The following is a 13280-nucleotide window of genomic DNA, read 5'->3' as shown; positions in this document are numbered from 1 at the left end:
CGCGGACGCCGGTGGGCCGGGCCTGCACGCGGGGCCAGGTGGAGCTGGAGCGGCGGCGGGGAGTTTCGGCGGACGGGTCGGGGGCGGGCGTGTCGGAAGGGACGTCTTCCTCGAGAAGGTCCTCGTCGCGGGCGACTTCGGGGAGCTGGTCGTCGGTGACGAACTCGCCGGTGGTGGAGAGCTTGGTGGGTTCGGGGATGGCGATGGTGTTCGTGCACCGGGGGCACCGGGCCTTCTTGCCGGCCAGGGAAGCGGGAACGCGGATCACGTGGCCGCAGCCGAGGCACTTGGCGGAGATGATCTCGGGCATAAGTCCTTCCGGGTTCGGCGGCACGGGCAAGGCCGGTCGCCCCTACTAAAGCCAACGCGGGCGGGTCCTCCGGAACTTCACGGATTCCCGCGGCCGGCCGCCGGTTTCGGTCGCCCCTGGTTCGGGGGGGATTATACGCCGCGCGGGGGAGGAGGGGAAGAAAAGCGGAGCGCCGGCGGCCGCGGCGGGGCGGTAACATCTTTCATGCTGCATTTTTCTTGCAAATCCCGCCGGCCGGTGGTATCTCCTTCTGAAGGTTTCCGGAGCGGGACGGGGGATCTCGCGGAGGAGGAGGGCGCCGGCCGCGGCGCGGCGGCGCCGGGGGATCGACGATATGGGGAAGGGGAAGGGAGTTCGGGGACTCGGGGTCCGTCTCGTGGGTGCCGTGCTCGTCGGGGTCGGTCTGGCCCCGGCGGGACACGCCCGCCCGCAGGCCTCCGGCAACGGCCTCTACGGCGAGTACTACAACACGCTTTCGCTGACCAACGGCGTGCCCTCCGGGGCCCCGACCGGAACCCGAACGGAGAACCTCTGGATCAACTTCGGCCCAGGGGGGAACTTTCCCACCCCTCCGGGGGAACCGCCCGGCGGCTACACCACCTTCGCCAGCCGCGTGACGGGAATGGACGAGGACAATAATTTCATCCGCTGGCGCGGCGAGATCGAACCCGAATTCAGCGAAACCTACACCTTTACGCTGCACTCGGACGACAATGCGGCGCTCTGGATCGGAACAACCCAGGTCCTGGCGTTCGGCGCCGGCTCGCGCACCGGAACGATCGCGCTGACGGCCGGGACGCGGGTCCCCATCATGGTCGAATTCTTCGAGCTCGGAGGGAACGCCCGGATCGCCCTGGAATGGCAGAGCCCGAGCCGAGCCCGCGAAATCGTTCCTCAGAGCCGCCTCTATTCCGGCGCGCTCGTCGCCGCCCCCACCATCACGCCGAACGGAGGAACGGGGCCGGTCGAAGTGACCCTCGCTTCGGCCACGCCCGGCGCGACGATCTGGTACACCCTCGACGGCACGGATCCCGGACCGCTCTTTCCGGGTCCCAACGCGATTGCCTACAACGGCCCGTTCGTGGTGGACGTGCACGCGCGGATCCGCGCCCGGGCCTATGCCCCCGGCCTGATTTCCACCGAGACGATCAGCAATCCCTTCCTCAAGCCGCTCGATCCCGTGACCGTGTCGGGCACGGTTCCCGGAGTCTACTACCGGTACTACCACTCGAGCGGCGCCTGGGGGCCGGCGATCCCGAATTTCGAGGCGCTTCTGCCCCAGCAGCGCGGGATCATGCCGCAGTTCTCGATCGCCCCGGCCGCGCCGCTGCCGCCGCGGGACCGCAACGACAATTTCGGCTTCAAATTCAACGGGTACATCCAGGTTCCCACCGACGGGGTCTACACCTTTTTCACGACATCGGACGACGGAAGCAAACTCTGGATCGGCCCCGTGGAAGTGGTCAATAACGAAGGCTTCCACGGAATGGTGGAGCGGTCCGGGGATGTCTACCTGAAGGCGGGACAGCATCCCATCGCGGTCGTCCATTTCGAGGGCGGGGGCGGCGAGGGGCTCGAGGTCCGCTATCAGGGGCCGGGCATCGGCAAGCAGATCATTCCCGCCTCGGTGCTTTCTTCCGATCCGGCGTCGGGCCCGTGCACGCTCAGTCCTTTGCCCGGCTCGTTCGCGGGCTCTCTGGCGGTCACCGTCTCCGGCCCCGCCGGAGCCACGATCTATTACACGCTGGACGGAAGCGCTCCCGATCCGCGCCTGGCCCACGGGCAGGGCACGGGTTCGGTCGTCTTGACGCTGGATCGGACGACGACGGTGCGCGCCCTGGCGGTCGAGCCGGGGAAGTACCCCGGCCCCATCGTCTCCGGGACGTATACGCGGACCGACGTTTTCCCCTCTCCGATCGCGGCGATCGCCGCCGGTCGAGACACGGAGGTCGAGGTCGTCTTCGACCGCACGGTCACGAACCCGTCCGCCTCGACGGCGTCGAATTACTCGATCGACAACGGCGTCTCCGTCAGCAGCGCGACCCTCATCCCCCGAAACCCGAGCCTTCGCGCCTGGTGGAGGCTCGACGACACCAGCGGCGCGGACTCGTCGGGAAACGGAAACACAGGGACCGTGACGGGCGCGACGGTGGATACGACGAACAAAGCTCCGCTGGCGTTTGCGAACCCCGCCAGCCTGAGCTTCGACGGGAGCAGCAATTATATTTCCGTGCCGGACTCGCCGGCTCTCGATCTCGGGACGCGCAGCTTTACCGTCTCCGCCTGGATCCGCACGACCAACAACACGGGGCCGCGGCGAGTCGTCAACAAGTGGTTGGGAGGCGGTCCGGACGTGGGGTGGCTGCTGGACGTTCATACGGCGGCGGGAGGCGGTAATGCGTCCGGAAATATAAGGTTCCGCCTGCGGGACGGCACCAACAACACGGATGTCTCGGTGGCGGCCGGCATCGCCAATAACACGTGGTATCACGTCGCCATGCGCGTCGATCGTCAGGCCAATCAGGTGCGGATCTATGTCAACGGCGTCAACGTGGGGGGTACGACCAATCTGGCGACCGGCATGGGCAACCTGAACGCGGCGACCCCGCTCGGGATCGGTGCCATCCCTTCGACGCTGGGAGCGTACTTCGCCGGCCAGATCGACGACGTCCGAATCTACGACGTGGCTCTTTCGGACGCCGAAATCGCCGGATTGGCGGCCGGGGCGGACGATCCCTCCAACCGGGTGCGGCTTACGACGAGCGTCCTGACGGCGGACACGCCGCTTTACACCTTGACGACGAACGGGATCAACGGCCTGCCGGGCACCGCCACGGCCGCGGCTTCGATCCCCTTCCGGTACCGGACCGGCACTTTGGCGCGCGAGCGGTGGGACGGCATTGGAGGCACGACGGTTTTCGATCTGCTCCGCAACGGGAACTACCCCGATGCTCCGAGCCAGGGAAGCCTCATCGCGCCGGCCGAAGTGCCCGCGACGAATCCCAACGTGGACAACTTCGGGACCCGGCTGAGGGGATATTTCATTCCCAACGCCACGGGCAATTGGCGGTTCGCGATCGCCAGCGACGACAACAGCCAGCTCTGGCTCAGCCCCGATGACGATCCGGCGAAAAAGGTTCTGATCTCCCGCTGCAATGCATGGTCGAACTTCAGGGATTACGCGGATGCGGATATCGTTCAGTCCGGGCCGATCGCGCTGGTCGCCGGGCAGAAGTATTTCCTGGAGGCTCTCCAGAAAGAAGGAGGCGGAGGAGATCATATCTCCATAGCCGCCAAGCTCGATGACGGCAGCCCCCTTGCGAACGGAGCGGCGTCGCTTCCGGCGTCGATGATCGCCCCGTATGTCGAGCCCGTGCGTTTCACCACGCCCCATCGGAGTATGGTGGTTGAACAAGGGTGGCCGGTGACGCTTTCCGCCCCCGCGGTGGGCACGGGTCGGACGATGCAATGGCAGAAGGATGGGGTCAATATCGCCGGGGCCACAGGGAACACCTATACGATCGCCTCTCCCGTGCCCGCCGACAGCGGAACCTACACCGTGACGGCGACCAACAGCGTGACCTCGATCACGAGCGGATCGATGACCCTGACGGTCAACCCGCTTGCGGCTCCGACAATCGCGTCGGTGTCCCCTTCTTCCGGCCCGAGCTGCGGCGGGCAGGTCATCGTCGTCACGGGCACGAATTTCCTGCCCGGCCGCACGACCGTCACGATCGGAGGGGTGAGCGCCGTCAACCACAACGTCCCCTTCCATCTGTTTTCGACGCAGACGATCCTCGCCGTGACGCCGCCGCACGCCCCGGGGACCGTGGATGTCGTCGTTTCGACCCCCGGAGGCACCGCCACGGCGACGGCCGCCTACACGTATCACGGAACTCCCCGGATCACGACCGTCAGCCCCCCGGTGGGCCCCACCGCGGGCGGCCAGACCGTCACGATCACCGGCGTCGAGTTCAAGCCCGGAGCCACCGAGGTTCGCTTCGGGGGCGTTCCCGGCACCGGCGTTTCGGTGGCTCCGGACGGCCTGAGTCTGACGGTCGTTACGCCCGCCCAGGCGGAGGCGGTCGTGGACGTGGAGGTCCGGACGCCGTTCGGCCGGACCACTCAGGTCGCGGCGTACGAATACTTCGATCCGCCCACGATCGCCTCCGTCAGCCCCGCCGAGGGGCCGTCCGCCGGCGGAACCTCCGTCACGATCACGGGGACTGACTTCGCGGCCGGCCCCGGCCAGACGACCGTGACCTTCGGCGGCGCGACGGCCTCCATCATCTCCATCACCCGCACGCAAATCGTGGTCACGGCTCCCGCGCGTCCGTCGCCCCCGCCTCCCGGAATCCTCCCCGTGACCCTGCAGGTCGCCAGCGCCGGAGGCTCCGCGAGCTCCACGTACACCTACTACGACCCGCCCGCGATCGCGAGCATCGCGCCGGCCAACGGCCCCTCGACCGGCGGCCAGTCCGTCACGATCACGGGCGCGAACTTCTCGACCACGCCCGGCGCCACGTCGGTCGATTTCGGCGGCGCGGCGGGCACGATCACGTCCCTTACCGACAGCCAGATCGTCGTCACCACCCCGGCCCACGCGGCCGGCGCGGTGACCGTGACGGTCGTGACGACCGGCGGGAGCGCCACGACCGGCTACCAGTTCCACGACGCCCCGACGATCGCTTCGCTCAATCCCGCGGCCGGTCCTTCGGCGGGGGGCCAGTCCGTCACGATCACCGGCACCAATTTCGTTCCGGGCCTGACCACGGTCACGTTCGGAGGCGCGGCGGCCACGGTGAACTCGGTGACGTCCACCTCGATCACGGCGACGACCCCGCCGCACGCGGCGGGAGCGGTCACCGTCGTGGTCACGACGCCGGGCGGGTCCGCCAACACCGGGTACACCTACCATGACCCGCCGACCGTGTCGGCCCTCAATCCCTCCAGCGGCACGACCCGCGGGGGGCAGACCGTGACGATCTCCGGCACGAACTTCGTCGCCGGTCAGACCTCCGTAACCTTCGGCGGCGTCCCGGGCGCGAATGTCTCGGTTTCGTCGTCCACGAGCCTGACGGTGGATACCCCCGCGCATGCGACCGGAGGCGTCGAAGTGGTCGTCACCACGCCCGGCGGGAGCGACGCGGACGTCAATACGTTCACCTTCACCGGGCCTTTCATCCAGTCGATCAGCCCGACCGACGGACCCGCCGCGGGCGGCCAGACGGTGACGATCACGGGCACGGGGTTCGTGCCCGGCTCGACCTCCGTCACGTTCGGAGGCGCTCCGGCCACGGTCACCTCCGTGACCGCCACGTCCATTTCCGTGACGACGCCGGTCGGATCCGGGACCGTCGACGTGCGGGTCACCACTCCGGACGATTTCTACACCGCGGCGAACGCCTATTCCTATCTGAACGCGCCGACGATCGCGAGCGTCGACCCCGCGCGCGGACCCGTCGCGGGCGGCCAGACGGTCACGATCACCGGCACGAATTTCTCGACCGGAAACACCGTCGTCACGATCGGCGGCGCTTCGGCCGCGATCACCGCCATCACGACCACCCAGATCACCGTCACGACCCCCGCCGGCGCGGCCGGTCCCGCCGCCGTCGTCGTCACCACGTTCGGCAATCAGTCCGCCACGGGGTCCTATACCTATGTGAACCCGCCGACCGTGGCGTCCGTGGTGCCGATCCGCGGTCCCATCGCGGGCGGCCAGACGGTGACGATCACGGGCGCGAACTTCGAAACCGGAGCCACCGCCGTGTCGTTCGGCGGCGCGGCCGCGACGGGGATCGCCGTGCTCAGTTCCACGCAGCTGACCGCCGTGACGCCTCCGCACGCCGCCGGCGTCGTGGACGTCGCGGTCCGGACGTTCGGTTCCGCTTCGTCCGAGGGGGTCCTGGCCGGCGGCTACCGGTATGTCGATCCCGCCGCCACCGCGGACCTCTCGCTTTCGATGACCGCGAGCGCTTCGGACGCGACACTCGGTCAGGAGGTCACGTTCACCCTGGTTCTGGCGAACGGCGGTCCGCAGAACGCGACCGGCGTTCAGGTGACCGGGCTTCTGCCCTCGGGCCTGGCCTTCGCGGCGGCCGTCCCTTCCTCCGGAACGTACAATCCCGCCACCGGCGTATGGGACGTGGGATCCCTGGCCGACGGCGCCTCGGCGACGCTGACGATTCTGACCGTGGTCGCAGCCTCCGGCGATCACGTCTATACCGCCGAGATCACCTCCGCGTCTCCGGAGGATGTCGATTCGGTCGCGGCCAACGGTCTGATCGGAGAGGACGACCTGGCGCGAGTGACCGTGCGGGCGGCGTTCGGGATCGTGACGGCCGCGCTTCCCTCGGTGACCTCCGGGGCGTATTATCGCCAGACGCTCCAGGCTTCCGGCGGCGTGCCGCCGTACGTCTGGACGCTGGCCTCGGGGACGCTTCCGTTCTCCCTGGACCCCGCCACGGGGACGCTGAGCGGCTTCGCGCCCGCGGTGTCCACGGCGACCACCTACACGTTCACGCTCAATGCGGCCGATTCCGACGCGCCGCCGGCGGCCGCGTCGGTGACTCTTTCGATCACGGTGAATCCGGCCAACACCGCGACGCCGTCCGTGGTCACGTCGTCCCCCTTGCCGGACGCGACGCTCGGTCGGGCGTACGAGGTCTATTTCGCCGCCGCGGACGGGCGGCCGCCGTACCTCTGGAGGGTCGCCACCGGCTCCACGCTGCCGGCGGGGCTGTCGCTCGAGCCCGCCACGGGGCGTCTGGCGGGGGTGCCCGCGACGACGGGGGCCTACTCCTTTACGATCGAAGCGGTGGACGCCGACGGCCGGGTCGGGGCGGCGGCCTTCGTCCTGACGGTCGTTTCGAATCCCGTTTCCATCCGGACGCTGGTTTTGAGCGCGGGGTCCATCGGCTCGCCCTACAGTCAGTCCATCCAGGCCGAGGGAGGACTGGGGCCCTCCTTCTCGTGGAGCGTTTCCTCGGGAGCGCTTCCGGCCGGACTTTCGCTGTCCGGCACCGGCCGGACGGCGGCGCTTTCGGGCACGCCTTCCCTGAGCGGCACGTACACGTTCACCGTTCAGGTGTCCGACGACGGCCAGGCCGGCGTCACGGCCTCGCGGAGCTTCACGCTGCAGATCCTCGCCGCGGGCGGTCCGGTGCAGGTGACGCCGGGGCTCCTTCCGGCGGCGACCGAGGGGCGTCCGTACGCGGCGACGTTGACGGCCGTGGGCGGTCCGGCGCCCTACCTGTGGACCTTGGCCGGCGGGACGCTCCCTTCGGGGATGACGCTGAACAGTTCCGGCGTGCTCGGCGGGACGCCCGGGCAGGCGGGCGCTTTCGGATTTGCGGCGCGGGCGGAGCGGGCGGCGGCCCCGGGAGAGGGGGATACGGAGGCGTTCACGTTGCGGGTCGCGCCCGCGCCGGTCATCGTCACGCCGGATCCGCTTCCGGAGGCGGTGCGCAACGAGGGATACTTCGTGTCGCTTGAGGTGTCGGGAGGCGTAGGGCCCTTCCGGTGGGCTCCGGCGGTCGGATCGACCCTTCCGGCGGGGCTGACGCTGGATCCCTCGGGGATTCTGCACGGAGCGCCGTCGGGCGCGGGCGGATCGTTCACGGTCGAGGCCACGGACGCCAACGGCGCGGTGGCCTCGAAGGCGTTTACGCTTGGGGTGATCGATCCGGCGGCCGGCGTGGCGGTGGTCGGATCGCTTCCGGCGGGGACGGCGGGAGCGCCCTATTCGGCGGCGCTTCGGGCGGTAGGCGGGACGCCGCCCTATGCGTGGAGCGTCCTTTCGGGCGCGCTCCCCGCGTGGGCCGCGCTGGATCCGGCGACGGGCGTGATCTCGGGGACACCGCCGTCCGCGGGCGCCTCGACGCTCGATCTGGGAGTCGCCGATTCGGCCGTGCCGGTCCCGGCCAATGCCTCGTCGGGTCCGCAGACGCTCGAGGTCCGGGAGCTCTTCACGGTCTCGACGCTGGCGCTCCCCGGGGGACAGAAGGATCAGGCGTACGCCTCGGTGCTGGCGGCGGCCGGCGGGACGGGGTCGGTGGTGTGGGAGGTTGTCGAGGGAACGCTGCCGCCGGGGGTGGGGCTGGATTCCGGGACGGGCCAGCTTTCGGGCGTTCCACGGGCGATCGGCTCCTCGACCTTCCGGGTGCGGGCGACGGACGGGGCGGGACGGTCGGCGTATCGGCGGTTGACGATTTCGATCGGGGCGCCGGGGGCCGGCGGCGGGGCGCTTCTCGGGGGGAGCACGGGGCGGGAGTGTTCGGCGGCCTCGGCGGAGGCGGGCGGAGGGGGCGCGGCGGCGTGGGCGGCGGCGCTTCTGGCGGCCGCGCTGGGGGTCGTGGGCGGGTGGAGGAAGGGAAGGGGGGTGCGGCGATGATCCTTCCGGCGCTTCTGGGGGCGGCGCTGGCGGCGGCGGTTCCGCAGGACGATCTGCGGCGGTACGGCGTTCAGGAGCCGCGGCCGCTCGATCCCGACACGGGGCGGCAGGTTCGCGGGGGGCTCCCGGATCATTGGCTTTATTTCGCGCTCGCGCCGCACGGCGGGCCGCGGCACAACGGCTGGTCCGGGTTTTTCCACACGCCGCCGCTGGAGGAGGCGCTGGGGCTTCCCGCCGGGACCGTGCGTGTCCGTCTGGGAGTGGACTTGGCGCAGACCGACTGGAGTTCGGACGAGGAGGGCGGGGAGAGCCGTCTTCACACGGCGTATCTTTCCCAGAGCCTGGAAGTGGACTACGCGTTGAGCGGGCGTTTTCTGGTGGGTCTGCGCCTCTCGGCGGGCGAGCTGGGGGAAGGGGACGACGAGCCGGTGCGGCTTTACGACGGAGGGCAGCAGATCGTTCCCGCGGGGGACCGGGGATTCGGTCTCGAGAGCGTCGTGGCGCGGGCGAAATATGTTTTCTCCTTCGGGTTCATCGATCTGGGCTTTCTGGGGGAAGTGAAGTTTCCGCTGGCGGACGAAGAGGATCTGCTGACGGCGCAGACGACGGATGTCGGCTTTTCGATCCTGGCGACGAAGCGATGGGGACGGTTCGCGTGGCACTTCAACGTGGGGGCGGTCTTGCCGCTGGGGGATGCCGAGCTTTTCACGGAGGCGGACGAGGCCGATCCCTACGTGCACGGCGGAACGGGGCTGTCGTGGCTGCCGTGGAAGGGACTGGCGCTTTTCGCGCAGGTGGAGTTCAATTCGAGTCCCTTCGCGGAGGCGGCGCTTCTGGATGGAAACGTGATCGTGGCCGCGTTCGGGGCGCGCACGCGGGTGGCGGGGAACGTCTTTTTCACGGGAGCGGCGGGGTTCGGCCTCACGGAAGACTCGGGGGATCTGATCCTTTCGACGGCGGTGGACGTGACGTTCTGAGGCCGGTCGGGGCGCTGGACATCGGAGGGGTGCGGCGCTAAGCTGGGCGCCCATGAAAACCTACAAGATCGGCGTCATCGGCGGGGACGGCATCGGTCCCGAAGTGGCTCAGGAAGCGGTCAAGATCCTCAAGCGCGTCCAGGACGGGTTCCGCCTGGAATTCGTGGAATATCCCTTCGGCGCGGATCATTACCTCAAGACGGGCGAGCTCGTGCCCGATTCGGCGTTTGAGGAGATCAAGACGCTGGACGCGGTGCTTCTGGGGGCGCTGGGGGACCCGAGGGTCGGGACGGGGGTGCTGGAGCGGGGGATTCTCTTCCGGCTGCGGTTCGGGCTGGATCTTTACGTGAACCTGCGGCCGCTGAAGCTGTATGCGGAGTATCTCTGTCCGATCAAAGGGAAGGGGCCCAAGGACGTGGACATCCTGGTCTGCCGGGAGAACACGGAGGACGCCTACTCGGGGGAGTGCCGTTTCGAGAAGAAGGGCACGCCCGACGAGGTGGCGATTCAGGAAGCGCGGTATACGTGGAGGGGGTGCGAGCGGATCATCCGGTATGCCTTCGAGCAGGCGCGGCGGCGGCCGCGCCGGAAGGTGACGCTCGTGGACAAGGCGAACGCGATCCGGGGGCATGACGTCTGGCGGCGGGCGTTCGACCACGTGGCGAAGGATTATCCGGACGTTACGAAGGACACGGCCTACGTGGACGCGACGTGCATGTGGATGGTGAAGAACCCCGAGAATTTCGACGTCATCGTGACGACGAACATGTTCGGGGACATCATTACGGACCTGGGGGCGATGATTCAGGGGGGGATGGGGATCGCGGCGGGGGGGAACATTCATCCGGGCAAGGTTTCGGTGTTCGAGCCGATCCACGGTTCGGCGCCGAAGTACAAGGGGCAGAAGAAGGCGAGCCCGCTGGCGGCGATTCTGGCGGGCGGCATGCTTCTGGAGCACATCGGGCAGAAGAAGGCGGCCGACCGGGTGGAGGAGGCGGTGCGGAAGCTGGTCGAGTCGCGCCGGATGCCCTCGATCGGCACGGACAGCGGCGTCCCGACGGACACGGTCGGCGACTGGGTGGCGGCGCTGTTGTAAGGGGGGGGCGGCCGCGCCCCGCCGCTCGGCGTGCCGGCAGGTGTTTCGAAGGTGCGACCGAGGATCCCAAGGGGGGAGCGAAGGGGTCCTTGGTGAACAGGCAAGAGCGTCCGAGGGACTGTCCGACCCCACGTCCTTTCGCCTTTGATCGGTTCTCCGTGTCGCTGCGGCTTCTTCCTTTTTCGCACACCGTTTCGCTTCTTCATGAATCCACCCGCGCCTCGTGCAAGGAGGGGACGTGAAGAAATTCATTCTTCGGGGGAGCGTCCTGGCCTTGGGAGCGATCGCTTCAACGTTGAAGAGAATCTATTCTGAAACGCCTGGCGAAGATGATGAAAGAGTTCGGACTGGAGAACGACTGAAGATGGATTGCGGGTTTTACCCCTTGGACAAGCCGGACTCGACTCGTCAATGGGTGGAATGGTCCGACGAGGTGGATCTGGAAACCGTGAAATGCCCGACCCATCCCGGACATCAGCGTCCCGGCAAACGGCTGACGAATCTCAGCGTCGTTCTGCCGAAGGTGACGATGGACGATTTCGTGTGGACCTGGATGTCGGATTGTCTCATCAAAGAGAGCGTCGTTGAGGTTCTGAAACGCGGCCGGTGAAGGTAACTGTCAAGGGTGCTCCGCGAGCGAGGCTGCCGATTGACAGGGAACTCGTCGTGACCGGCTCGGGAGGCGGGGCGTCTCCCGCTTCCGGGGTCAAAGTAGTCTATCGATGCGCGGATTGTGGGCATGAGGAGTATTCCGGATTCAAGGATCCCAAGACACTGGTGGATCCGTCGCAGTGGGACGGAAGCGACTTCTTCATGATCTGGCCGATGCCGAGGTACATTTTCATCACGGAGAAAGTGGCGCGGCTGATCCAGGACGAGGGATGGGTGGGCGCTCGAATCTATCCAATGGAGGAGCTGAAGCCCTGTGAAGGCTTTGCTCCCGGCAAGCGGTCTTACTCGATGCCTGAGGAGCGGGCCCAGAAGCTGCGGCCGAAAGAAGGCTCCGCGAGGACGTGACGGCGCCGGACGCGGGCTCTTGAGAGTTACCGCCGCCGGTGGGTCCTGTCGATCGAGAGGGACTGCGAAACCGGGCAGTGAAGATCTCGGCCGCGCGCGGCGTGCCCTGACGGTCGCCTCCGCGACGGGGGAGGTCCTGGCAGACCGGCGAGCGGCGACGGAGACGGGGGTAAGCGGCGCCCGGGACGATCTTCCAGGAGAGATCGCGACCGGCAATGCTTTCGGGGGAGCGGTGGTCTCGAGCGCCGCGAGGCTCGAAAGGGTCCATGCGGCGTGCGGTCCTGATGCAGGGAGGGAAGGCCGCGTTCGCGAGATGGGCGGCCGTTCTCCAGCGTGCCGTGGTGAATTCGAAAAGCGAAAGTATTTCATGGGGGATGATGAATGAGCCCGGGACGAGTCCTCGTCTTTGAGATTGACTCATCAGGCGAGATTCTGGAGGTCCATGCAGATGAGGAAGGGCTGCTGCTCTTGCAGAAGGCCATCGCTTCTCTTCGTGCTCAAAAGGATTCTCACGTTCACCTCTTTACTCCCAGTTGGGGGGGGAATGAGCTTACCGAGATTCCCTATGACCCCGAACATCGTGTAATTCAAAAGGTGACTTTTTACCGCTACAAGCCCGGCTTCCGCGACTTGAGAGCATCTCCTTCGCGCAAACCCGCGGAGTAAGAAGCTCGAGTTCCGTTGCCGCGGGCGGGGGCGACAGGGGGGGAGGGCGGAGGGTGGGTGGCCTTGGGGAGCGGAGCGGATCCGGAGACGGTGGTATTCGGGGATTCCGCCGGCCAACGTTCTCAAGGGAGCTCAAGGGAGTGCATCTGGATCGTTTGTTCTCGAGAAGCTTGGCGAAGCCGGAGGTTTCGGATCCGAAACTCCGAAACGTTGTATCAGATCTCTGGAGAAAAAACGCTGCGGTAGCCGGGGGAAGCACCGCCGATGCGGTTCGATTCGAACGGGCGACGGGAATCCTTCTGAGCAAATCCGGGCATGCCGAGAAGGCGCAAAATGCGATAAGGGGGGGGCAACGCTGGCTGCGCGAAAATCCGGACGCAAACGCATCCGACCGCAGGGTGGCCCTGGACATCATCGACGATCTCCGAGATGCGCTGAAGCAGGTAACGGAGGCAAACCATGCCGGACAAAGAAGATCTTACCTACGCCAATATCGAAGGGAGGCTGTTGGCCATGCTTCCCGAATTCCGAGCCGCATATGGAGAATGGTTGGAAAAATATGACTCTGGCCTGCCTCACTGTGTGTTCGGTACGCTCACCCAGTTTGTGGTTGAGGAATACCGAAGAGGGGCTACAGGTCCCGGCACGCCGTTCGATCGAGCCTTGTGTTTTCTGGAAGAGGCGATGGGCTCGAAGGATCCGGAAGTGCAGAATCTCGTCTGGGTGTCCTTCCTGGAAAACCTTGACGCTCATGCCGGTGAGGATTTCGAAGGCATCAAGGCGAAGCTCGGGCCGAAACTGCGCGCGACCTTGAAGAAG

Annotated in this window: 8 protein-coding genes; 7 read left to right on the top strand and 1 reads right to left on the bottom strand. The window is 67.3% G+C overall.

Annotation, left to right across the window (positions count from 1 at the left end; translation table 11 throughout):
- On the bottom strand, positions 1–310 hold a 310-nt coding region (locus VNO22_00860; GenBank protein ID HXG59898.1), incomplete at its 3' end, for a hypothetical protein.
- A 334-nt stretch (positions 311–644) separates the two neighbouring features.
- Between VNO22_00860 and VNO22_00855 the strand changes: the two genes are divergently transcribed.
- The 7 genes from VNO22_00855 to VNO22_00825 form a co-directional block, all read left to right on the top strand.
- Positions 645–8705 carry an IPT/TIG domain-containing protein gene (locus VNO22_00855; protein ID HXG59897.1) on the top strand — a complete coding sequence of 2687 codons (8061 nt, stop codon included), beginning with the start codon at positions 645–647 and terminating at the stop codon, positions 8703–8705.
- A complete protein-coding gene (locus VNO22_00850) occupies positions 8702–9682 on the top strand; it encodes a hypothetical protein (protein ID HXG59896.1) in 981 nt (326 codons plus the stop codon). Before VNO22_00855 ends, VNO22_00850 begins: the two co-directional genes overlap by 4 nt.
- 52 nt (positions 9683–9734) lie before the next feature.
- Entirely contained in the window at positions 9735–10778 is a 1044-nt protein-coding gene (locus VNO22_00845; GenBank protein HXG59895.1) for a 3-isopropylmalate dehydrogenase, read from the top strand.
- Positions 10779–11016: 238 nt separating this feature from the next.
- Positions 11017–11388 (top strand): hypothetical protein, encoded by a 372-nt coding sequence (locus tag VNO22_00840; GenBank protein ID HXG59894.1) that lies wholly within the window; start codon positions 11017–11019, stop codon positions 11386–11388.
- A gap of 167 nt (positions 11389–11555) precedes the next feature.
- Entirely contained in the window at positions 11556–11795 is a 240-nt protein-coding gene (locus VNO22_00835; protein ID HXG59893.1) for a hypothetical protein, read from the top strand.
- 381 nt (positions 11796–12176) lie between these two features.
- Entirely contained in the window at positions 12177–12461 is a 285-nt protein-coding gene (locus VNO22_00830; GenBank protein HXG59892.1) for an Imm32 family immunity protein, read from the top strand.
- A gap of 459 nt (positions 12462–12920) precedes the next feature.
- Positions 12921–13280: hypothetical protein (locus VNO22_00825; GenBank protein HXG59891.1), on the top strand; the 360-nt coding region annotated here is incomplete at its 3' end.

The organism is Planctomycetota bacterium (assembly GCA_035574235.1).
In the GTDB taxonomy this organism is placed as follows: Bacteria; Planctomycetota; MHYJ01; order MHYJ01; family JACPRB01; genus DATLZA01.
The sequence above is the reverse complement of the archived record's forward strand: the minus strand, read 5'-3'. Positions and strand labels throughout refer to the sequence as shown.

Bases quoted from the DNA above. Each gene is read 5' to 3' on its own strand.
- VNO22_00830 (HXG59892.1), top strand. From the start codon at position 12,177: ATGAGCCCGGGACGAGTCCTCGTCTTTGAGATTGACTCATCAGGCGAG.
- VNO22_00845 (HXG59895.1), top strand. From the start codon at position 9,735: ATGAAAACCTACAAGATCGGCGTCATCGGCGGGGACGGCATCGGTCCC.
- VNO22_00850 (HXG59896.1), top strand. From the start codon at position 8,702: ATGATCCTTCCGGCGCTTCTGGGGGCGGCGCTGGCGGCGGCGGTTCCG.
- VNO22_00855 (HXG59897.1), top strand. From the start codon at position 645: ATGGGGAAGGGGAAGGGAGTTCGGGGACTCGGGGTCCGTCTCGTGGGT.